This is a genomic window from Pseudomonas gingeri (assembly GCF_013385425.1).
Classification (GTDB): domain Bacteria; phylum Pseudomonadota; class Gammaproteobacteria; order Pseudomonadales; family Pseudomonadaceae; genus Aquipseudomonas; species Aquipseudomonas gingeri_D.
Window position 1 is genome coordinate 205,251 of sequence record NZ_JACAQA010000006.1, and the last position, 21,821, is coordinate 227,071.

Annotated in this window: 18 protein-coding genes and 1 pseudogene; 15 read left to right on the forward strand and 4 right to left on the reverse strand. The window is 60.0% G+C overall.

Going from position 1 to position 21,821, the window contains the following annotated elements; all coding sequences use genetic code 11:
• Positions 1-20: 20 nt before the first annotated feature.
• Entirely contained in the window at positions 21-953 is a 933-nt protein-coding gene (locus HX830_RS12335; RefSeq protein ID WP_177100400.1) for a lipid A biosynthesis lauroyl acyltransferase, read from the reverse strand.
• A gap of 121 nt (positions 954-1,074) precedes the next feature.
• Here HX830_RS12335 and minC point away from each other — a divergent pair, with 121 nt between their 5' ends.
• From minC to HX830_RS12370, 7 genes are all read left to right on the forward strand, one after another.
• Positions 1,075-1,812 (forward strand): septum site-determining protein MinC, encoded by a 738-nt coding sequence (gene minC, locus HX830_RS12340; protein WP_103498749.1) that lies wholly within the window; start codon positions 1,075-1,077, stop codon positions 1,810-1,812.
• A 203-nt stretch (positions 1,813-2,015) separates the two neighbouring features.
• Positions 2,016-2,828 (forward strand): septum site-determining protein MinD, encoded by an 813-nt coding sequence (gene minD, locus HX830_RS12345; protein ID WP_100940886.1) that lies wholly within the window; start codon positions 2,016-2,018, stop codon positions 2,826-2,828.
• Positions 2,829-2,831: 3 nt separating this feature from the next.
• Positions 2,832-3,086 (forward strand): cell division topological specificity factor MinE, encoded by a 255-nt coding sequence (gene minE / locus HX830_RS12350; protein WP_007898843.1) that lies wholly within the window; start codon positions 2,832-2,834, stop codon positions 3,084-3,086.
• Positions 3,087-3,277: 191 nt separating this feature from the next.
• On the forward strand, positions 3,278-3,913 hold the full coding sequence (locus HX830_RS12355) for an RluA family pseudouridine synthase (protein ID WP_100940887.1): 636 nt from the start codon (positions 3,278-3,280) through the stop codon (positions 3,911-3,913).
• A 59-nt stretch (positions 3,914-3,972) separates the two neighbouring features.
• Positions 3,973-5,262 (forward strand): M18 family aminopeptidase, encoded by a 1,290-nt coding sequence (locus HX830_RS12360; protein ID WP_100940888.1) that lies wholly within the window; start codon positions 3,973-3,975, stop codon positions 5,260-5,262.
• A gap of 198 nt (positions 5,263-5,460) precedes the next feature.
• On the forward strand, positions 5,461-5,637 hold the full coding sequence (locus HX830_RS12365; RefSeq protein ID WP_177100402.1) for a hypothetical protein: 177 nt from the start codon (positions 5,461-5,463) through the stop codon (positions 5,635-5,637).
• A 63-nt stretch (positions 5,638-5,700) separates the two neighbouring features.
• Positions 5,701-7,872, forward strand: a complete 2,172-nt coding sequence (locus HX830_RS12370) for a mechanosensitive ion channel family protein (RefSeq protein ID WP_177100404.1) — start codon at positions 5,701-5,703, stop codon at positions 7,870-7,872.
• Between the two features lie 51 nt (positions 7,873-7,923).
• On the opposite strand, the gene HX830_RS12375 is transcribed toward HX830_RS12370, so the two are convergent.
• A complete protein-coding gene (locus HX830_RS12375; protein WP_103499359.1) occupies positions 7,924-8,637 on the reverse strand; it encodes a UTRA domain-containing protein in 714 nt (237 codons plus the stop codon).
• A 372-nt stretch (positions 8,638-9,009) separates the two neighbouring features.
• Between HX830_RS12375 and HX830_RS12380 the strand changes: the two genes are divergently transcribed.
• From HX830_RS12380 to HX830_RS12415, 8 genes are all read left to right on the forward strand, one after another.
• A complete protein-coding gene (locus HX830_RS12380; protein WP_103499360.1) occupies positions 9,010-10,077 on the forward strand; it encodes an ABC transporter substrate-binding protein in 1,068 nt (355 codons plus the stop codon).
• 186 nt (positions 10,078-10,263) lie between these two features.
• Positions 10,264-11,070 carry an alkaline phosphatase family protein gene (locus HX830_RS12385; protein ID WP_103499150.1) on the forward strand — a complete coding sequence of 269 codons (807 nt, stop codon included), beginning with the start codon at positions 10,264-10,266 and terminating at the stop codon, positions 11,068-11,070.
• Positions 11,049-11,912 (forward strand): ABC transporter permease, encoded by an 864-nt coding sequence (locus HX830_RS12390; RefSeq protein WP_177100406.1) that lies wholly within the window; start codon positions 11,049-11,051, stop codon positions 11,910-11,912. The genes HX830_RS12385 and HX830_RS12390 overlap by 22 nt, the downstream gene beginning before the upstream one ends.
• The gene (locus HX830_RS12395; RefSeq protein WP_177100408.1) at positions 11,899-12,714 is read left to right on the forward strand and encodes an ABC transporter permease; all 816 of its coding nucleotides are present in this window, start codon (positions 11,899-11,901) and stop codon (positions 12,712-12,714) included. The genes HX830_RS12390 and HX830_RS12395 overlap by 14 nt, the downstream gene beginning before the upstream one ends.
• Positions 12,711-13,700, forward strand: coding sequence for an ABC transporter ATP-binding protein (locus tag HX830_RS12400; RefSeq protein WP_103499153.1), 990 nt, complete (start codon positions 12,711-12,713; stop codon positions 13,698-13,700). The genes HX830_RS12395 and HX830_RS12400 overlap by 4 nt, the downstream gene beginning before the upstream one ends.
• A 34-nt stretch (positions 13,701-13,734) precedes the next feature.
• A complete protein-coding gene (locus HX830_RS12405) occupies positions 13,735-14,388 on the forward strand; it encodes an HAD family hydrolase (RefSeq protein WP_177100410.1) in 654 nt (217 codons plus the stop codon).
• A 442-nt stretch (positions 14,389-14,830) separates the two neighbouring features.
• Positions 14,831-15,775: a hypothetical protein gene (locus HX830_RS12410; protein WP_177100412.1), complete on the forward strand. Its 945-nt coding sequence runs from the start codon at positions 14,831-14,833 to the stop codon at positions 15,773-15,775.
• A 268-nt stretch (positions 15,776-16,043) separates the two neighbouring features.
• On the forward strand, positions 16,044-17,621 hold the full coding sequence (locus HX830_RS12415) for a hypothetical protein (RefSeq protein ID WP_177100414.1): 1,578 nt from the start codon (positions 16,044-16,046) through the stop codon (positions 17,619-17,621).
• A gap of 72 nt (positions 17,622-17,693) precedes the next feature.
• Here the strand turns inward: HX830_RS12415 and HX830_RS12420 are convergent, their stop codons facing one another.
• Both HX830_RS12420 and HX830_RS12425 read right to left on the reverse strand, forming a co-directional pair.
• Positions 17,694-19,238, reverse strand: coding sequence for a hypothetical protein (locus HX830_RS12420; protein WP_177100416.1), 1,545 nt, complete (start codon positions 19,236-19,238; stop codon positions 17,694-17,696).
• Between the two features lie 126 nt (positions 19,239-19,364).
• Positions 19,365-21,821, reverse strand: a pseudogene (locus tag HX830_RS12425) (hypothetical protein); the annotation flags it as partial.

The following is a 21,821-nucleotide window of genomic DNA, read 5'->3' on the forward strand; positions in this document are numbered from 1 at the left end:
GCCGCAACACCCGGATGGTTTTATCGGCGTTTTGGATAGAGTTTGGGCTCACCCGGCGGCCGGCTCTTGAAACGGCGATGGGCCCAGAGGTACTGCTCCGGGCATTCGCGCAGCGCCACCTCGACCCATTGATTGATCCGCAGGCAGTCAACCTCTTCGGTTTCCCCTGGGAAGTCCGTCAGCGGTGGATGAATCACCAGCCGATAACCACTGCCGTCGGCCAGGCGCTGCTGGGTGAACGGCACCACCAGCGCCTTGCCCAGGCGGGCGAACTTGCTGGTGGCGGTGACGGTGGCGGCCTGGATACCGAACAGCGGCACGAACACACTCTGCTTGATCCCGTAGTCCTGGTCCGGCGCGTACCAGATCGCCCGACCGGCGCGCAGCAACTTGAGCATGCCACGCACATCGTCGCGCTCGACCGCCAGGGAATCGAGGTTGTGCCGCTCACGACCACGGCGCTGGATAAAATCGAACAGCGCATTGCTGTGCTCGCGGTACATGCCGTCGATGGTATGGCGCTGGCCGAGCAAGGCCGCGCCGATCTCCAGGGTGGTGAAATGCAGGGCCATCAGGATCACGCCCTTGCCCTCACGCTGAGCGTTCTGCAGATGTTCGAGGCCTTCGATATGAGCCAGCCGTGCCAGGCGCGGCTTGGACCACCACCAGCTCATGGCCATTTCGAAAAAGGCGATCCCGGTGGACGCGAGATTTTTCCGCAGCAGTTGGTCGCGCTCGGCGTCGGACAACGCCGGAAAACACAGTTGCAGATTACGCGCGGCAATGGTCCGTCGGTCGGCGGACACCCGATACATCACCGCCCCGAGAAAACGTCCCAGCCACAACAGGAGCCCATAGGGCAACTGGACAATCAGCCACAGCAAGCCCAACCCCAGCCATAGCAGCCAGTAGCGGGGATGAAGAAAAGCAGCTCGAAAACGCGGGCGATCCATGGGTGATTCCGGACAGACAACAAGGCCGCGCATTCTACAACGGTTCGCGGCGGCTTGCGGCCCGAGGGCGTTCTCGTTATAAGTCTCGGCACTTTTAGTGACAAGCTGCGTTATCCCGACCATGAGCCAAACCGAACTGCTAGACCAGGATCCCGTGTTCCAGCTGAAGGGCAGTATGCTCGCCATCACGGTGCTGGAGCTGGCGCAGAACAACCTCGACGCCCTCGATCGGCAACTGGCGGCCAAGGTCGCCCAGGCCCCGAACTTCTTCAGCAATACCCCACTGGTGCTGGCGCTGGACAAACTGCCGGACGGCCAGGGCCCCATCGACCTGCCCGGGCTGATGCGCGTCTGCCGCCAGCATGGCCTGCGCACCCTGGCGATCCGCGCCAACCGCATCGAAGACATTGCCGCCGCGATTGCCATTGACCTGCCGGTGCTGCCGCCGTCCGGCGCCCGCGAACGGCCGGTCGACCCGACTGAAGGCCTGGAAAAGAAAAAACCGGAAAAGCCACCCGAGCCGACCATCAAACCGACGAAGATCATCACCTCGCCGGTACGCGGCGGCCAGCAGGTCTACGCCCAGGGCGGCGACCTGGTGGTGATCTCTTCCGTCAGCCCCGGCGCGGAACTTCTCGCCGATGGCAACATCCATGTTTATGGCCCCATGCGCGGTCGCGCCCTGGCCGGCATCAAGGGCGATACCAAGGCGCGGATTTTCTGCCAGCAACTGAGTGCCGAACTGATCTCCATCGCCGGCCAGTACAAGGTTTCCGAGGATTTGCGCCGCGATCCCTTGTGGGGCACCGCTGTTCAGGTCAGCTTGTCGGGCGACGTGTTGAACATCATCCGGCTTTAACGGATACTTGCCGCCATTTCCAAAATGTCACCTTCTCGTAGCGAAAACAGCTCGAACGGTGTGGGAAATCGCGAAAGGTAAGAATAACCCGAGGCTCTTCAGACTTTTCCTCGATTTCCAACCGACGCTACACGACTACAGTTATTTTTTAGTGACGTTCTTCAGGGGCTGAAAGTCCTTTTTTCCTTTAGGGGTGATACACCTTGGCCAAGATTCTCGTGGTTACATCCGGCAAGGGTGGTGTGGGTAAGACCACCACCAGCGCCGCCATCGGTACCGGCCTCGCGCTGCGGGGCCACAAGACAGTGATCGTCGACTTCGACGTCGGCCTGCGTAACCTCGACCTGATCATGGGCTGCGAGCGTCGCGTGGTGTATGACTTCGTCAACGTCGTCCAGGGCGAAGCCAACCTGCAGCAAGCCCTGATCAAGGACAAGCGCCTGGAAAACCTCTACGTGCTGGCCGCCAGCCAGACCCGGGACAAGGACGCGCTGACCAAGGAAGGCGTGGAAAAGGTCCTGATGGCCCTCAAGGAAGATTTCGAGTTCGTCGTCTGCGACTCCCCGGCCGGTATCGAGACCGGTGCCCACCTGGCCATGTACTTCGCCGACGAAGCCATCGTCGTGACCAACCCCGAAGTGTCCTCGGTGCGTGACTCCGACCGCATGCTCGGCCTGCTGGCGAGCAAATCGCGCCGCGCCGAGAACAACGAAGAGCCGATCAAGGAACACCTGCTGCTGACCCGCTACAACCCCGAGCGCGTCAGCAACGGCGAGATGCTCGGCGTCGAAGACGTCAAGGACATCCTCGCGGTGACCCTGCTGGGCGTGATCCCCGAATCCCAGGCGGTGCTCAAGGCCTCCAACCAGGGCGTGCCGGTGATTCTCGACGACCAGAGCGATGCGGGCCAGGCCTACAGCGACGCGGTCGACCGCCTGCTGGGCAAGACCGTGGAACATCGCTTCCTCGATGTGAAGAAGAAAGGACTCTTCGAGCGCCTGTTTGGAGGCAACTAAGCAATGAACCTTTTTGACTTCTTTCGTGCCAGCAAAAAAGTAAGCACCGCGTCGGTCGCGAAAGAGCGTCTGCAGATCATCGTGGCGCACGAACGCGGCCAACGCAGCACCCCGGATTACCTGCCGGCCTTGCAGAAGGAACTGGTGGAAGTCATCCGCAAGTACGTCAATATCGGGTCCGACGACGTGCACGTGGCGCTGGAAAACCAGGGCAGCTGCTCGATCCTGGAACTCAATATCACCCTGCCCGATCGTTGATCGATCCGGCCGGAGCCACGGCGGCCCGGGACCTGGCCTTTCTGTAGGAGCGAGCTTGCTCGCGATGGACGTCAACGATAACGCGGGGCAGCTGATGCCCAGCGGTGTCTTGGCTACCATCGCGAGCAAGCTCGCTCCTACAGGAGGCTGGGCCTCGGGCCGCCGTTGGCGTTTGTTACGAGACTGTTTTAATGCCGCTGTCCAATATCCATATCCTCCATCAGGATGCCGCCGTACTGGTGGTGAACAAGCCGACCCTGTTGCTCTCCGTCCCCGGGCGGGCCGATGACAACAAGGACTGCCTGATTACCCGCCTGCAGGAAAACGGCTACCCCGAAGCCCGTATCGTCCATCGCCTGGACTGGGAAACCTCGGGGATCATCCTGCTGGCCCGCGACCCGGACAGCCACCGCGAACTGTCGCGCCAGTTCCACGACCGGGAAACCGAAAAAGCCTACACCGCACTCTGCTGGGGCCAGCCGGAACTGGACAGCGGCAGCATCGACCTGCCCCTGCGCTACGACCCGCCGACCAAGCCGCGCCATGTGGTCGACCACGAGTTCGGCAAGCACGCGCTGACCTTCTGGAAGGTCCTGGAGCGTTGCGGCGACTGGTGCCGGGTGGAACTGACCCCGATCACCGGGCGCTCACACCAACTGCGGGTGCATATGCTGTCCATCGGTCACCCATTGCTCGGTGATGGTTTGTACGCCCATCCACAGGCCCTGGCCGCCTGGCCACGACTGTGCCTGCACGCCAGCATGCTGAGCTTCACCCACCCGCAAAGCGGCGAACGCCTGCGCTTCGAGTGCCCGGCCCCCTTCTGAGTGTGTGGGAACCCTCCGCAAATACGGTAAACTCTTGGCACTGCTGTCTGGAGCTACTTATGCGCGAAGAGTTGAACCAAGGCCTGATCGACTTCCTCAAGGCCTCCCCTACCCCGTTCCATGCCACTTCCAGCCTGGTTCAGCGCCTGGAAGCGGCGGGCTACCAGCGTCTCGACGAGCGCGAGACCTGGCACACCGAGGCCAACGGTCGCTACTATGTCACCCGCAATGACTCTTCGATTGTCGCCATCAAGCTCGGCCGTGCCTCGCCGCTGCTGGGCGGCATCCGCCTGGTCGGCGCCCACACCGACAGCCCGTGCCTGCGGGTCAAGCCGCAGCCGGAACTGCAACGCCAGGGCTTCTGGCAACTGGGTGTCGAAGTCTACGGCGGCGCCCTGCTCGCCCCCTGGTTCGACCGCGACCTGTCCCTGGCCGGACGCGTGACCTTCCGCCGCGATGGCAAGGTCGAGAGCCAGCTGATCGACTTCAAGCTGCCCATCGCCATCATCCCCAACCTGGCGATCCACCTCAATCGCGAGGCCAACCAGGGCTGGGCGATCAACGCGCAGAACGAGCTGCCGCCGATCCTCGCGCAGTTCGCCGGTGATGAGCGGGTCGACTTCCGCGCCGTGCTCACCGAGCAACTGGCCCGCGAACACGGCCTCAATGCCGACGTGGTGCTCGATTACGAGCTGAGTTTCTACGACACCCAGGCCGCCGCGGTCATCGGCCTGAACGGCGACTTTATCGCCGGTGCGCGCCTGGACAACCTGCTGTCCTGCTACGCCGGCCTGCAAGCGCTGCTCACCGCCGACAGCGAGGAAACCTGTGTGCTGGTCTGCAACGACCATGAGGAAGTCGGTTCCTGCTCCGCCTGCGGCGCCGACGGCCCGATGCTGGAACAGACCCTGCGCCGCCTGCTGCCCGAAGGCGACGAGTTCGTGCGGACCATCCAGAAATCCCTGCTGGTCTCGGCGGACAATGCCCACGGCGTGCACCCCAACTATGCCGACAAACACGACGCCAACCATGGTCCCAAGCTCAATGCCGGGCCGGTGATCAAGGTCAACAGCAACCAGCGCTACGCCACCAACAGCGAAACCGCCGGGTTCTTCCGTCATCTGTGCATGGCCGAGGAAGTGCCGGTGCAAAGCTTCGTGGTGCGCAGCGACATGGGTTGCGGCTCGACCATCGGCCCGATCACCGCCAGCCACCTGGGGGTGCGTACGGTGGACATCGGCCTGCCGACCTTCGCCATGCACTCGATCCGCGAACTGGCCGGCAGCCATGACCTGGCGCACCTGGTGAAAGTCTTGAGCGCGTTCTACGCCAGCCGCGAGTTGCCATAGAACCCGAGAGCGACACAAAACCTGTAGGAGCAGGGCTTGCCCGCGAAGAACGATAACGCGGTTACCCTGATACACCGCGGCGTCCTTGCGATTCGCGAGCAAGCCCTGCTCCTACAGTTCAGCGTTATCCTCCAGGTCTGATACACACCCGCCAAACCGACCTAGACTCAAGGTATCCCCCTCGATCAGGTCGTTGTCATGATCACGCCCTTCGCTTTCCACACCATGCTGATTCCCATCCTGGGCGGCATGCTGATGTTGGCCGTCGGTTTCAACTTTCGCGAGCGCAACGCCGGGGTCCTGCTGATCTGGATCGGGATGCTGTTCATCCTCGGCACCGTGGTCTACAAGATCCTCGCCCAGTTGACCGATTAAATGCATTGGCCCCACGGCTGACGTACACTTCGTCGACCCGTATCGTCCATGGTTGACTGCCCAGTGCTTGCCCGCCTTCTCGCCTTGCCCGTCGTTGTATTCATCTGCCTGCTGAGCCTCCTGCCATCGGTCAGCGCCGACGCAGCCGGCCTGCCGAGCCTGCTGGCCAGCGCGGAAAAAACCCAGCCGGTCCCCAGCGAGCCCCTGGCGCAATCCCTGGATGAGGTAATCAAGAACCTGGAGAACGACCAGCAACGCGCCAAGCTGCTGAGCGACCTGAAGAAGCTGCGCGACAGCACCAGGAAAGCCCAACCGGCCACCGAAGAAGGCGTGCTGGGGCTGATCGGCAGCACCCTCGCCGGCTTCGAAAAACAGTTTTCCGGTGACGACAGCCCCCTCAGTCGCTGGTCGGAAGAATTCGACCTGGCCAAGGGTGAACTGATGGACCTGACGCTGCCGGCCAGCGAGTGGGTGCCGATGGTCTTCGCCTTCGCCCTGATCCTTGCGCTCTGGAGTTTCCTCGCCTGGGCCATGATCTGGCTCGGGCGCCAGGTGCGCCTGCGCTTCGGCCTCAGCGAGGAGTTGCCACAACACCCGCGCACCGTCGACCTGCTGCGCTTCGCCCTGCGCAAGCTCGGGCCCTGGCTGATCGCCCTGCTCATCACCGTGTACATGAGCTACGCCCTGCCCTCGTCCCTGGGCAAGAACCTGGCGATGGTGCTGGCCTACGCCCTGGTGGTGGGCACCTTGTTCTCGGCCATCTGCGTGATCGCCTTCTCCGTGCTCGACGGCCAGCATCGCCATCAGGCCCTGTACATCCTCCGCCGCCGGGCCTTCCGGCCGCTGTGGCTGATCGGCAGCTTCGCCGCCTTTGGCGAGGCCCTCAGCGACCCACGGATGATCGCCAGCCTCGGCAGCCACCTGGCCCACACCGCCGCGACCTTCGCCAATGTCATGGCGGCGCTGTCCACTGGACTGTTCATCGTGCGGTTCCGCCGCCCCATCGCCCACCTGATCCGCAACCAGCCGCTGTCCCGGCGCCTGAACCGCCGCGCCCTGAGCGACACCCTGGCGATCCTCGGCACCTTCTGGTTCGTCCCGGCGCTGATCCTGGTGGCGATCTCGCTGTTCGCCACCTTCATCTCCGCCGGCGACACCAGCACGGCCCTGCGCCAGTCGCTGATCTGCACCGTGCTGGTGGTGTTGTGCATGGTGATCAACGGGTTGGTGCGCCGCCACGCCCTCAAACCCCATCGCGGCCACAAGCGCCATGCCCTGTACTCCGAGCGCCTGAACAACTTCGGCTACACCCTGGTGCACCTGGCGGTGTGGCTGGTGTTTATCGAACTGGGCCTGCGGGTCTGGGGCATGTCGCTGATCGGCTTCACCGAGGGCGAGGGGCATGAGGTCAGCGTCAGGCTGTTCAGCCTCGGCGGCACGCTGATCTTCGCCTGGCTGGTGTGGATTCTCAGCGACACCGCCGTGCATCACGCCCTGACCCGTTCGCGCAAAGGCCTGGCCAATGCCCGGGCGCAGACCATGATGCCGCTGATCCGCAACGTGCTGTTCGTGGCGATCTTCATCATTGCGCTGATCGTCGCCCTGGCGAACATGGGCATGAACGTCACGCCCCTGCTGGCCGGTGCCGGTGTGATCGGTTTGGCGATCGGCTTTGGTGCGCAGTCGCTGGTGGCGGACCTGATCACCGGCCTGTTCATCATTATCGAGGACTCCCTGGCCATCGACGACTACGTCGACGTCGGCGGCCACCTCGGCACGGTGGAGGGGCTGACCATCCGCACGGTGCGGCTGCGGGATATCGACGGGATCGTCCACACCATTCCGTTCAGCGAGATCAAGAGCATCAAGAACTACTCGCGGGAGTTCGGCTACGCGATCTTCCGGGTGGCGATCCCGTTCAACATGCCCATCGACAACGCGATCAAGCTGATGCGCGATGTCGGCCAGAAGATGCGCAGCGACCCGTTGCAACGGCGCAATATCTGGTCGCCGCTGGAGATCCAGGGGGTAGAGAGTTTCGAGTCCGGCAGCGCGATCCTGCGCGCTCGGTTCAAGACCGCGCCGATCCGGCAGTGGGAAGTTTCCCGGGCCTTCAACCTGGCGCTCAAGCGCACCATGGATGAGGCCGGGCTGGATCTGGCGACGCCGCGGTTGAGTGTGCAGGTGGTGACCGCCGGTGGCGGCCCGGAAACGGAAGCCGCACCAAAATCCTGAGCGCCACGAACCTGTAGGAGCGAGCTTGCTCGCTCCTACAGGGGGGAATGGCTAAACCACATCCACCCCGACATGAATCGCATCATGTCGCCAGAACTCCAGATCGCAGTCGATCAGTCGTTCATGCTGGTCATAGTTGACCCGGGCAATGCGCAAGCCCGGGCTCCCCACCGACACCCGCAACGCCGCGGCCGCCTCGACCTGCAGTGACGTCGGCACAATCTCGAACCTGACCCGCCCGTAATGCAGGTCGTAATGCCGGGCATACAGCTCGGTGATCGACTGGTTCAAATCAAACTCCAGAATCCCCGGGAAATACTGCGGATTGAGGTAATGCTCGACATACAGCACCAGCCGCTCATCGATCCGCCGCGCCCGGCAGATCTGGATCACGCTGGACAAGGCCGGCAACTGCAACCAGTCACACACCGCCGCCGACGCCGGCTGCAAACGCGCCGAAATCACCTGGGTCGACGGCACCCGCCCCTGGGCACTGACCATTGCGTGAAAGTGGCTACGCTGCATCAGGTTATAGGCCAGGCGCGGCGGCGAAATAAACCAGCCCCGACGCTCCTCGCGATAGATCAGCCCCTGGGCCTCCAGTTGCAACAAGGCCTCACGCACGGTGATCCGGGTGGTACCGAACAACTCACTGAGTTTGCGCTCGGCGGGCAATTTGCTACCCGGTGGCAACAAGCCGTGTCCGATCTGCTCATGCAGGGCCTGACCGATGGCTGTCACCGCCTTTGGAGCCTCTTCACGCATCAACGTTACCTATCTGGACTAGACCAGCACTGTTTTAGGGCACAACCGCACGGGATCGCGGTCTCCAGTTGTAATGCCCAGCCTAGGCAATACAGATGACTGATATGTGACAAAGCGACGAAACGGTGCATGTGTACGGTCGTTCCATAATGATCAAACCCTTTAATATCAGCTAGTTAACTATGGTCTACGCTTAACGGGGTGGTCATGAACACCACCGATAAAAAACCTTGCAGGACTGATGCCGACATCAAAGTGTCATCCAGCAAGCTTAAATTGGCTCAGGTATTGCTGACCTAGACCAAACGATTCAAACCACCGCACTACTTTTTATAAAAATCGCCGCGTTGAAAACGCCCAAAGGAGCTTCGGATGAAACAGCTTTTCCTGGCATCACTGTTAGGCTCGACCATTGCCCTGTGCACCTCGGCCATGGCTGCTGGCACCGATTTGAAAGCACTGGAAACCGCCGCCAAGCAAGAAGGCGCCGTCAACAGCGTCGGCATGCCCGATGACTGGGCGAACTGGGCCGGCACCTGGAAAGACCTGAGCGACAAGTACGGCCTCAAGCACATCGACACCGACATGAGCTCGGCCCAGGAAGTGGCCAAGTTCGCCGCCGAGAAAGACAACGCCAGCGCCGATATCGGCGACGTCGGTGCCGCCTTCGGCCCGATCGCGGTCAAGCAGGGCGTGACCCAACCCTACAAGCCAAGCACCTGGGAACAGGTTCCGGCCTGGGCCAAGGATAAGGACGGCAACTGGGCACTGGCCTACACCGGCACCATCGCGTTCATCGTCAACAAGAAGCTGCTGCACGGCTCCGAAGCGCCGAAAAGCTGGTCTGACCTCAAGACCGGTAAATACAAGGTTTCCATCGGTGACGTGAGCACCGCTGCCCAGGCCGCCAACGGCGTACTGGCCGCTGCCCTGGCCAACGGTGGTGACGAGAAGAACATCCAGCCCGCGCTGCTGATGTTTGCCGAGATCGCCAAGCAAGGTCGCCTGTCGCTCGCCAACCCGACCATCGCCACCATGGAAAAGGGTGAAGTCGAAGTCGGCGTGGTCTGGGACTTCAACGGCCTGAGCTACAAGGCCAAGATGGCCAACCCGGATGACTACGTGGTGCTGATTCCATCGGACGGTTCGGTGATCTCCGGCTACACCACCATCATCAACAAATACGCCAAGCACCCGAACGCGGCCAAACTGGCGCGTGAGTACATCTTCAGCGACGCCGGCCAGATCAACCTGGCGCGCGGCAACGCCCGTCCGATCCGTGCCGAACACCTGACCCTGCCGGAAGACGTGAAGGCCAAGCTGCTGCCTAACGAGCAGTACAAGAAAGTCACGCCGATCAAAGACGCCGATGCATGGGAAAAAACTTCCAAGGCACTGCCGCAGAAGTGGCAGGAAGAAGTCATCATCAACATGCAATAACCCACAACCATTGTTCCCGCACGGTAGCGGGAACAATGGGCTCCCCTGTAGGAGCGAGCTTGCTCGCGAGGGTCGCCGGTACACCGCGGGGCATCAGGTTTCCCGCGTTATCGTTGACGTCCATCGCGAGCAAGCTCGCTCCTACCGGGGGAGGTTGATATTCCCCTTCATGACGAGGCCCGGTCTATGCCGCACAACGTTATCCTGGTCGTGCTCGATGGCCTGAACTATGAGGTCGCCCGCCATGCCATGGGCCATCTCCAGGCTTACGCAGGCGCAGGACGCGCGGCGCTGTACAAACTGGAATGCGAGTTGCCCTCGCTCTCAAGACCGCTCTACGAATGCATTCTGACCGGTGTGGCTCCGATCCGCAGCGGCATCGTGCACAACCACGTCTCGCGCCTGTCCAACCAGCGCAGCGTGTTCCATTACGCCCGCGACGCCGGCCTGACCACCGCGGCGGCGGCCTATCACTGGGTCAGCGAGCTGTACAACCGCACGCCCTTCGTCGCCGCCCGCGACCGGCATACCCGCGATGAAAACCTGGCGATCCAGCACGGCCATTTCTACTGGGTCGACCACTACCCCGATTCCCATCTGTTCGCCGATGCCGAAAGCCTGCGCCTGCAACACGCGCCGAACTTCCTGCTGGTGCACCCGATGAACATCGACGACGCCGGTCACAAGCACGGCCTCGACACCGCGCAATACCGCAACAGCGCGCGTTCCGCCGACATCATCCTGGCCGACTACCTGCAAGGCTGGCTCGACGCCGGCTATCAGGTGCTGGTGACCGCCGACCACGGCATGAACAACGACCGCTCACACAACGGCCTGCTGGCCGAAGAGCGCGAAGTGCCGCTGTTCGTCCTCGGCGATGCCTTCAGTTTCAACCCCGACGCCACGCCCCTGCAGACGCAGCTCTGCGGCACCATCTGCGAACTGCTGGGCGTCCCCCATGACAAACCTGTATGCCGGGAGTTGTTGAAGTGAATTCACTCACCCGTGGCAAATGGCTCGCCGTGCTCTGCCTGGTGCCCTTTGCCCTGTTCTTTATCGTGTTCGAGATCGCGCCGCTGGCGTGGGTGCTGATCAACAGCGTGCAGTCGGAAGACGACGGCTGGGGCCTGGCCAACTTCAGCAAGATCTTCAGCTCGAAGTTCTACCTGCAGGCGATCCAGTACAGCCTGGAAATCAGCTTCTGGTCCAGCGTGTTCGGCATGCTGATCGCCGTGCTCGGCGCCTACTCCCTGCGCCGGGTCGACTCGCGCCTGCGGGACTTCGTCAACTCATTCGCCAACATGACCAGCAACTTCGCCGGCGTACCCCTGGCCTTTGCGTTCATCATCCTGCTGGGCTTCAACGGCACCTTCACCATCATGCTGAAACAGGCCGGGATCATTCAGGATTTCAACTTGTACTCGAAAACCGGCCTGATCATTCTCTACACCTACTTCCAGATTCCCCTCGGCGTGCTGTTGCTCTACCCGGCCTTCGACGCCCTGCGCGAAGACTGGCGCGAGTCCGCCGCGCTGCTCGGCGCCGACGGCTGGCAGTTCTGGCGGCATATCGGCCTGCCGGTGCTGACCCCGGCACTGCTGGGCACCTTCGTCATCCTGCTGGCCAACGCCCTCGGCGCCTACGCCACGGTGTATGCCCTGACCACCGGCAACTTCAACGTGTTGCCGATCCGTATTGCCGCCATGGTTTCCGGCGACATCAGCCTCGACCCGAACATGGCCAGTGCCCTGGCGGTGGTGCTGGTGGGCCTGATGACCTTCGTGACCGTGATCCACCAGTGGCTGTTGAAAAGGAGCTACCATGTCGCGCGCTGAACCCGGCTCCGCCGCCCTGTACCACCGCGGGGTGGTCTACCTGCTGTTCCTGATCCTGCTGCTGCCCCTGGCCGGCACCCTGGTCTACTCCCTGGCCAGCAGTTGGTCGGCGACCATCCTGCCCGCCGGTTTCACCTTCAAGTGGTACCTGCAACTGTGGAGCGACCCGCGCTTCCTCAATGCCTTCGGCCAGTCGCTGATCGTCTGCGTCGGCTCGCTGGTGTTGTCGGTGGTGCTGATCCTGCCGTTGCTGTTCGTGGTGCACTACCACTTCCCCAAGCTCGACGCCCTGATGAACATCCTCATCCTGCTGCCCTTCGCGGTGCCGCCGGTGGTGTCCTCGGTGGGCCTGTTGCAGCTCTACGGTTCCGGGCCGTTCGCCATGGTCGGCACGCCGTGGATCCTGATCGGTTGCTACTTCACCGTGGCCTTGCCGTTCATGTACCGGGCGATCACCAACAACCTGCAAGCGATCAACCTGCGCGACCTGATGGACGCCGCCCACCTGCTCGGTGCCAGCACCTGGCAGGCAGCGTTCCTGGTGGTGCTGCCGAATCTGCGCAAGGGCCTGATGGTCGCGCTGCTGCTGTCGTTCTCCTTCCTGTTCGGCGAGTTCGTGTTCGCCAACATCCTGGTCGGTACCCGCTATGAAACCCTGCAGGTGTACCTGAACAACATGCGCAACAGCAGCGGCCATTTCACCAGCGCCCTCGTGATTTCCTATTTCCTCTTCGTTTTGGTACTCACCTGGGTCGCCAATCGTCTGAGCTCTTCACCAAAAGAGAAGGACAAAAGCCAATGAGCTTCATCAGTGTCCAGAACCTGAAAAAAACCTACGCCGGCACCACGGTGTTCAGTGATATCAACTGCGAAATCGCCAAGGGTGAATTCGTCACCCTGCTCGGCCCGTCCGGTTGCGGCAAGTCCACCCTGCTGCGTTGCATCGCCGGCCTGACCTCGGTGGACGGCGGCAAGATCCTCCTCGACGGCCAGGACATCGTCCCGCTGAGCCCGCAGAAACGCGCGATCGGCATGGTGTTCCAGAGCTACGCATTGTTCCCCAATATGACCGTGGAACAGAACGTCGCCTTCGGCCTGAAGATGCAGAAGGTCAATGCCGACGACAGCCACAAGCGCGTCATGGAAGCCCTCAGGCTGGTGGAACTGCACGACTTCGCCGCGCGCTACCCGCACCAGTTGTCCGGCGGCCAATGCCAGCGCGTGGCCCTGGCCCGCTCCCTGGTCACCCGCCCGCGCCTGCTGTTGCTCGATGAGCCGCTGTCGGCCCTCGATGCACGGATTCGCAAACACCTGCGCGAGCAGATCCGGGCGATCCAGCGCGAACTGGGCCTGACCACCATTTTCGTCACCCATGACCAGGAAGAAGCCCTGACCATGAGTGACCGGATCTTCCTGATGAACCAGGGCAAGATCGTCCAGAGCGGCGACGCCGAATCCCTCTACACCGCGCCGGTGGACGTGTTTGCCGCCGGCTTTATCGGCAACTACAACCTGCTCGACGCCGACGCGGCCAGCCGCCTGCTGCAACGGCCGATCAACAGCCGCATCGCCATTCGCCCGGAAGCCATCGAACTGCGTGCCGAGGGTGAACTGGACGCGCTGATTCGCGGTCACAGCTTGCTGGGCAACGTGATTCGTTACCGGGTCGAGGCCCGGGGCGTGGAACTGGTGGTGGACGTGCTCAACCGCTCGGCCGCCGACCTGCACCCCGAAGGCCGGCGTTTGTCGCTGTCTATCGATCCGAGTGCCCTATGTGAGGTAGCCTGATGTCCTTAGCGCGTTTGAAGAGAGAGCAGTACTGATGGCCCTGGCAATTTTTGATCTGGACGACACCCTGATCCACGGCGACTGCGCCACCCTCTGGAGCGAGCAGATGGTGCGCCTGGGTTGGGTCGACCCGGAGACGTTCATGCAGCGCAACAACGAGCTGATGGACGCCTACGGCAAGGGCGAACTGGCCATGGAAGACTACATGCTGTTCAGCCTGGAGCCGATGGCCGGGCGCACCCCGGAAGAAATCGCCCACCTGGTGGCGCCCTGGGTCGAAGACGTGATCGAGCCCTTGATCTACAGCGATGCGTGCAAGGCGATTGCCGCCCACCGCGCGGCGGGTGACCGGATCCTGGTGATCTCGGCGTCGGGCATCCACCTGGTCAAGGCGATTGCCGAGCGCGTCGGCATCGACGAAGTGCTGGGCATCGACCTCGATATCCTGCACGGCGTCTACACCGGCCACACCGTCGGCACCCTCACCTACCGCGAAGGCAAGATCGTGCGCTTGATGGAATGGCTGGATGCCGAAGGCGAGAACCTGGAAGGCGCGAGTTTCTATTCGGATTCGCGTAATGATCTGCCGTTGTTGCTCAAGGTTGATCACCCGCAGGTGGTCAATCCCGATCCGGTGCTGCGTGAGCAAGCGGAGAAGGCCGGGTGGCCGGTTCACGTCTGGAGCTGAGGCAGGGCAAGGGTTGATGCCCGTCAGTTAAACACGATCCCAAGCCCGACTGAGACGTGTGGCGAGCGGGTAAGCCCTAATGCCGTTCAGTTAAGGTCGAACACGGTCCTTGTGGGAGCAGAGCTTGCTCGCGAAGAGGCCCTTGAGGCCGCTAAAAGCTTCGCGGGCAAGCTCCGCTCCCACAGGGACGAAGGTGTTTTCAATATTCCATTTCCCTTAACTGAACGGCATCAGGGCAAGCCCGCGCGATAAAAAACTGCGTCTGCCATCAGACATGACAACCCGAACAGACCATCCGACCAACGGTGCGCATTTCCCTCCTTGACCTGTCATTTCTGACAGTAGACACCGCCCCCTATCCGCAGGTTAATACCTCCAGCATCTACGGCCTTTCTGACTTCGCAGTGCTCTCTCCTTTCAACCGGCACAAGAAGATAAACACATGAAAACCCGATACCTGATGACGGTATTTATTCTTCTGCTAGTGGGCTGTGCGCTGTCTCCGCTCCCGGAATCGAACCGCTCGCTCAACCCTGCTTATTCACGCAGTGGTGAAGAGACTGCCAGAAGCCTGACCATGGCCTATCACAATACCGCCGCCAACTGCGGAACGCCGACCACCCCGGCCTTCCTCTGCTCGGGCGTGATATTACGAATCACCACCACCAGTGACAATTTCGACCCTTGGAATCACAGCGATTTTTCACTAAAAACCGACGCGGTCTCTTTTTCTTTTTTGAGAGCCGATGCGAAACTCGCTCGCACGCCTTGGGGTGGGGCCAACGGCTTTATTTTCTACCCTTACTTCAGTACCCCCGTCGAAAAATTCAAACCTGAAGTGATCTGTTATTTCCCGCTCGACGGCGCCACATTTTATCGGGATGCGCCTGGGCAGTATGGATGCCGGGACAGCATTGTCCCTCCGCATGTTTTTCCTGACAGCACGCCGTGTCGGGAACAAAACATTATCACTGCCGAGCAGTGGGTGACCCACTATTACGGGGTCCCTCAAGATAGAACCTCGCACTCCTGTGCCTTCATAGTCGCCAATATTTTGGGCGCTGAAGCGGTACAGGCCTTCAATCAAGCCATTCGGGTACGCTCACTGATACCCACTGAAGCCTTTGCCGATCACAATGAACTGCGCATCAAAGCCTGGCCTGAGACTCAACCCGGAATATTACCGATTGAAGCCTTCTTCTATACCGACACCGGGCTGGCGAATGCACGAATCGACCAGAAGAAATTTTATGACCGAACCCGGGGTATCGTCGTCCCTATCATTCGTCTCACTTTACCCGGCACGCCCTTGGAAGACGCCACGTTTACCTACAACGTAGCGGACCAGGCAGTACTTCCTGGCACACCGAAAAAACTCGAGCCCTAGCTACCCGAGGCTTACTAACGCGGCGGGCAACTAGCTGAAATCAAGACGGAACTCCAGCGGGTGAGCCGTGGGAGCGGCCAACGCCTTCATGATCACTCCTTCAGGCTTACTCCAAGCCAGCCGAGGCAATGGGACATCCGCACGCCTATAGGAGAACGAAACGCCATTTCGCGCTATTGAACCTGGGCTCGGACTCCACCCCCCTCGACGCAGGGTGCAATTCGGTAGGGTCCGTTCTCAGCCCCCCCCTTTCGGGAGTTGGATGAACATGATGCGTGTCGAATATTATCTGGGTCACGTCATGAAAATGACATCACTTATAATCCTCACACTCGCTTTGTTATCGGGCTGTACGGTTCAGTCGCCGACGTTACCCGCGAATATTCAGAGCTATAAGGCCAATGAGCGCGCGGGCGCGGAAACCGCCCGACAGTTGACTGAGCGCTATAACGACAGGGCCGCTAATTGCGGTTCCGCCAGCTTGGCGGCCTTTCTATGCTCAGGCATTATTTTCAGGGCGACCAAAGCAGGCAGTTATCACGCCTGGGATCCAAGCCCGCCCTCTCAAATAAGCGGCGGCGTTTCGTTTTCCTACTTACGGGCCGATTCAAAATATAACAAGTTAGCCTTCGGCTACAATAATGGGTTTATTTTTTACCCTCCACTCCGGCGCCCGGAGGGAAAAGTAAATGTTCAAGTACTCTGCCTATTCCCCCTCGATGCCGACACCGACAACAGACCGAATAAGCAAGGCTGCGATTACAATACGAATATCGCCGATCCCAGCAGCAGTCGAGAGTGTCAGGACCAAGGCATCACGACCGCCGCGCAGTGGCAGGCACATTATCTAAGCGTCCCCGCAGAGCCTCGCAGACGACACCAATGTGGCTTTAATGTCAGGTCGGGGCTGGGCACAGGCGCGGTGAGCGCATTCAATGCCGGCCTGCAAGCCATGGCATTGAATGCCGCAGAGTCGTTCACCGTACAAAATGAACTGAGGCTGGCCACCTGGTCTCAGGGTATCGGAAACACGCTTCCACTCGAGGCCTTTTTCTATTTTGGCAGCGGATTGGCGACTGCACGGCATGACCAACAGGACTTTTATAACGAGACAGGGGGGCTTGTCGCCCCTATCATTTTACTCACCTTACCGACGACTCAGTCGGGCAACGCCACCTTTGCCTACCGAGCAGAAGATCAAGCGGTATTGCCCGGCACACCGACAAAACTCAAACCCAAGGTCCCCAAAGCCTATAACGCGGCGGGAGATCACCTGAAAATCAGCGATATCTACACCGATGACCACGTGGATGTGGAGATCCCTCAATACACGGGCATGCACGCCACCGATACCATCAGGGTGCGCTGGCAGGGCCGGGTCGGCTATAACAGTGAGATTACCGAAGTCGGTAATCCACCCGGAAAAAGATTGATCCCGATTCCTCGCCTGGAGGTCATCGACAATGTCGGCCGAACGGTCGAGGTCGGATACTCCGTCAAGGAAAAAGGAGTCGGCGATACGATAGAGTCTGAAAGACTGACACTGCATATCGACCCTCAGGCGATTCATCCGCTTCCAGCCCCCACGTACGCCGCCTCGACCTATAAGGTGGCCGTGAATTATGGCGGACAGACCGGCTATAGCGTCAGGGTTCGCTGGACAGGCACCACCACTCGCGACACTGAAACACAGGATGTGACCACCGGCCGATCCAACACCTTTGATATCCCCAGCGCCTGGATAACCGAGAACAGCGGAAAAACCGTGCTGATCAATTATTCGATCGTCCGTACGAACAGTAGCGAGCAGCGGATATTCTCTCAGGTGCTCAGGGTCAATTTTTGAATCACCTCACTCATCAAGCCCCCACCGCGTATCACGCGATGGGGGCTCCATGATGTTGAGAGACGCGAGCCTTCAGAGCGGAACCCGAAGCACCCAGGAAAACATTCGATCCCCTGTATTGTCCGAGCGTTTTATCGAATAGTTGACCAGCACGGTCTTGCCGCGATTTTCGGTGATCCAGGCATTGTCGATGGCAAAGGTATTGACTTGACCGACCACGACATTTTGTACAGCGGTGTCATGAGTGGTTACGCCCACCCAACGAACACCAACCGTATAACCGGCTTGTCCGACATTAACGAGCACGGTTGAACCCGAATAAGTAGGCGGCGGTAATGTCACGGCCTGAGGGTCGATATGCAGTGTCAATTTTTCAGACTCTATCGTATCGCCGGTCCCCTTCTCCTTGACGGAATATCCGACGTCAACCGTTCGGCCAATATTGTCGATGACCTCCATCCGCGGAATCGGGATCAGTCTTTTTCCTGGTGGGTTGCCCACAGTGGTAACCGCCCCGCTGTAGTTGACTCGACCCTCCCAACGCGGCTTGAGGGTGTCGTCTTTGTCCATCCCGGTATAGTGCGGAACTTCGACATTAACTACGTCATCCGTGTAGATATCCGCCATCCTGAGCCATTGCTCATTTCCGGTTGTTTTATAGGCCTTGAGGACTAAAGGCCGGGGCTTGGTCGGAGTGGGTAATACGGCCTGATCCGCAGCGTTATAACTGAACGTTGCATTATCTGCCTGTATCGCCGGGAGCGTCAGACGGATGATCGGTACCACCAGACCGTTAGTGCGGTCATGGTATTTTTGCTGATCAATTCGGGCATTGGCCAAGCCGCTGGTCGAACCGACCACGGTGTAGAAAAACGCTTCGATCGGCAGGACGGCAGGTTGATTCTCAGGCCAGGCCTTGATCCGAAGCTCATTGTGATCAGCAAAGGCTGTCGCCCCCAACAATCCTCTTACGCGAATGGCTTGATTGAATGCCTGCACAGCCTCTGCATTCAACTCATTTCTGACCATGAAAGAACACGAATACGCGTTCGGCCTGGCGCTTCCCGCAGGGTTTCGATAATGCGCGATCCATTCTTCGGCCGTGGTGATATTTTGCTCGCGACAAGGTCGACTGACGCCAGGGAAGGGGTAGGTAATGATACTGTCACGGCAACCGAATTGCCCCGGCGCGGTTCGATAGAAAGTTGCACCGTCCAAGGGAAAATAACAGATGACTTCAGGTCTGATTTTGTCGCTGGGCGCAGAAAAATAAGGGTAGAAAACAAGGCCATTAGTCCCTCCCCAAGGCGTGCGCACAAACTTCGTATCCGCCCTCAAAAACGAAAACGATACCGCATCCGTTTCCCTCGAAAAGTCGCTATGCTCCCAAGGATCATAATTCGGGCTGGTTTTCGTTATTCTCAAGGTCACACCCGAACACAGAAAAGCGGGCGTGGTCGACGATCCGCAATTGGCAGCGGTGTTATTGTACTGCCTTGTCAAGTTTGCAGCCGTTTCCTCACCACTCCGTTGATTAATATTCGCCGTCGTAACGTTCGTCGCCTGAAACGTAGAAGACGTGCAACCGACGAGGAAGGCGATCATCAGACCGGCCAAGTGTATTTTTCTCATTGTGAACACCCTTGTCTTCGAACAGAAGATCTGTAATGACAGAGGTCAACAACCGAGACAGGGAGAGCCCGAAGGCCCTCCCACGCTCGACAAGCGCTATTGATTGCTCGTTTAAAAGTGCAACCTCAACACCTGCGAAAACATCAGGAGATCAGTTGTACCGGTACGGTGGACCGTATAGTTAACCAGCACCGTTGTGCCCTGGTTCTCGCTGATCCAGCCAGCCGGCACATCAAACTGATAGGCCTGCCCCGTTGTCAGATCGACTTCAGGTCCGTCGTGAACGACAACACCCGTCCATCGAATCCTGATTTTGTAACCGGTCCTTATATCGGCATGGCTCACGGTGATTCTTCTGTTCGCACTGGAGTATACCGGCGCCGGTAAATTCAAAGCCTGCGCATCGATATGCAGCGTCGTGCGCACCGATTCCAGTGTCTCGCTGGTGGCGGTTTCCTTCACGCTGTAACCCACCTGGACCGAGCGACCGATATTGTCGATCACTTCCAGCCTGGGCACCCGCAGCCGCCTGGGCCCCGGGTTAGGTCCCACCGGGACAATCGCTCCGTCGTGATAGTCGACCCGACCTTCCCAACGGACCTTGAGCGTATGGATAGGGTCCATGCCGGTGTAATGCGGGACTTCGACCTCTAGGTAATCGTCATAGTAGATATCACTCATGCGGATGCGATCATTCGCCGGAGGGTTATAGGCCTTGGGTATCGACGGTCTGCGCAGATTCAGCCGTACCGTGAAACTGCGGGTGGCCGAAGGCGGAAGTCCACTGCCATAAAGCGCCTCGACATGCAGACTATGGGGGCCTGACAACAATCGATTCACCGGGTATTGCCAATTGCCATTGGCGGGAACATTAACGACACCCAGCAATTGACGGCCATCAAACACGTTGAGTCTCTCGTTACCCTGGGCCTTGCCATGCAAGGTCACGTTCGGCCATTCCGTGGTTGTGTTATTCGCAATCTCGGCCCCATTCCCGTCCTTAACGTTGTCCAGGGTCGGTGCGACACTCGCCCGAACGGTAAAACGCCGTTCGGACGACTCCGCGCCGGTGCCGTAAAGCGCCTTGGCCTTGAGGATATAGAGCTTGTAGGCAAGCCCGCTGATCACCACGCGCCAGATACCGGTAGTGGGATCCGCCGTGGCCGGTATGCTGATGGGAACGGGGTTGCCGGTATCGTAGAGTTGGATCTGCTCGCCCTTGATCGCCGTACCGATGACGGTGACGCTCGTTTCACTCGTGCTCCCGCCCGGTGCAATGCTGCCCTTGGAGTCACGGATATCGCTGATGATCGGTTCACCCCCAGAGGTCGCACCGATGGTCAGCTCACGTACCAGCGAGCGTTGAATCGGAGAGCCCGTACGCTTGATGTAATAGTCGGTGTTTACCGTGCCGTTCAAGTTACCGATCACATACTGAAACGGTACGATAAAGGGGTAGGGTCTACCGGCCGAGCCTGAGCTGAGCGGAGGTGTCTCTTGATCCGGTGCACTGATGAGCGAACCCCTCCAGCGCAACCCGATAATGTCATTCACCAGCGTGCCCGTATAAGGCGCCTCGACATCGGCCCCGATGCTCGGATTCACATCGTCCGGATTCAGGACATCGTTATTGGCCTGGATAACGTCGGGTTTGTCCAGGTCGGGCTGACCGCTACCGACGGACAAGGTCAACTCCTGTGATTTACGTTGGCTATTGATCCAGTAGTAGACGGTGAGTGAACCGCCATCGAGTCGCTTGATTTCATTCTTGTCCACATTACGCAGGACCGGATCGCCATTCGATTCATTACTCACATAGGCGTTAATGTCGAAACCAGTGGGGTTGTTGCTGGCGTCAAGTCCTTCAAACACGATGTAGAGGTGATCCCCGGGCTGGCGCCCTGGGTAATAGGGCACTGAAATGGTGTAGAAATTCAGGTCCGGGTCCAGCACGCTGCCACTCGCTTCCACAAAACTCGGGCGTTCGGGCAAGGCAATATCACCCACCACCGTGACGTTGGCGCTTTTCGACGGGTGATCCGCCGTACCGCTCCTGATCCGTACGTAAGACACCGACGCCCGTCCCTTGGCAATCGCCTCCACGTATTCGTAGGGGATGGGAAAGTCGTACTGGAAAGGGATGAATTCGACGGTCCTGTCGAGAGGGCCGACGATCACCGGCGTATTGCCCTGGGCCGGTGTGCCGACCCAGGTCAGGCGCAGGGTATCGCCGACGGCATGATCGGTTGCATTGACGTACACCCGGCAAATGACATCGGCCCCCGCCAACTGTTCGAGGTCAATCTCTCGGACGGGACGATCGTTGACCAACACCTGCGGCGCATCGAGGCGGTTGCCGCCCACGTCGACCTGCACGGTGGTAATCACGGACCAGGGTTCACGCTCATCGGGATAGTTTTTGCAGACATCCACCACCTGATAAGCGATGTCGATCTGGCCGTCTAGAGCGTCCTCGATGACCGTTCTGTCGACATGGATCGGGATATCCGTGTCCACCTCGTCCGGTTGGACGGTGTGCTCCACAATGGCTCGCCCCCAGGCCAGGCG

Excerpts from the sequence above, each read along its gene's own strand:
- HX830_RS12335 (WP_177100400.1), bottom strand. The coding sequence starts at position 953 with ATGGATCGCCCGCGTTTTCGAGCTGCTTTTCTTCATCCCCGCTACTGG.
- minC (WP_103498749.1), top strand. The coding sequence starts at position 1,075 with ATGAGCCAAACCGAACTGCTAGACCAGGATCCCGTGTTCCAGCTGAAG.
- minE (WP_007898843.1), top strand. The coding sequence starts at position 2,832 with ATGAACCTTTTTGACTTCTTTCGTGCCAGCAAAAAAGTAAGCACCGCG.
- HX830_RS12355 (WP_100940887.1), top strand. The coding sequence starts at position 3,278 with ATGCCGCTGTCCAATATCCATATCCTCCATCAGGATGCCGCCGTACTG.
- HX830_RS12360 (WP_100940888.1), top strand. The coding sequence starts at position 3,973 with ATGCGCGAAGAGTTGAACCAAGGCCTGATCGACTTCCTCAAGGCCTCC.
- HX830_RS12365 (WP_177100402.1), top strand. The coding sequence starts at position 5,461 with ATGATCACGCCCTTCGCTTTCCACACCATGCTGATTCCCATCCTGGGC.
- HX830_RS12375 (WP_103499359.1), bottom strand. The coding sequence starts at position 8,637 with ATGCGTGAAGAGGCTCCAAAGGCGGTGACAGCCATCGGTCAGGCCCTG.
- HX830_RS12380 (WP_103499360.1), top strand. The coding sequence starts at position 9,010 with ATGAAACAGCTTTTCCTGGCATCACTGTTAGGCTCGACCATTGCCCTG.
- HX830_RS12385 (WP_103499150.1), top strand. The coding sequence starts at position 10,264 with ATGCCGCACAACGTTATCCTGGTCGTGCTCGATGGCCTGAACTATGAG.
- HX830_RS12390 (WP_177100406.1), top strand. The coding sequence starts at position 11,049 with ATGCCGGGAGTTGTTGAAGTGAATTCACTCACCCGTGGCAAATGGCTC.
- HX830_RS12395 (WP_177100408.1), top strand. The coding sequence starts at position 11,899 with ATGTCGCGCGCTGAACCCGGCTCCGCCGCCCTGTACCACCGCGGGGTG.
- HX830_RS12400 (WP_103499153.1), top strand. The coding sequence starts at position 12,711 with ATGAGCTTCATCAGTGTCCAGAACCTGAAAAAAACCTACGCCGGCACC.
- HX830_RS12405 (WP_177100410.1), top strand. The coding sequence starts at position 13,735 with ATGGCCCTGGCAATTTTTGATCTGGACGACACCCTGATCCACGGCGAC.
- HX830_RS12410 (WP_177100412.1), top strand. The coding sequence starts at position 14,831 with ATGAAAACCCGATACCTGATGACGGTATTTATTCTTCTGCTAGTGGGC.
- HX830_RS12415 (WP_177100414.1), top strand. The coding sequence starts at position 16,044 with ATGATGCGTGTCGAATATTATCTGGGTCACGTCATGAAAATGACATCA.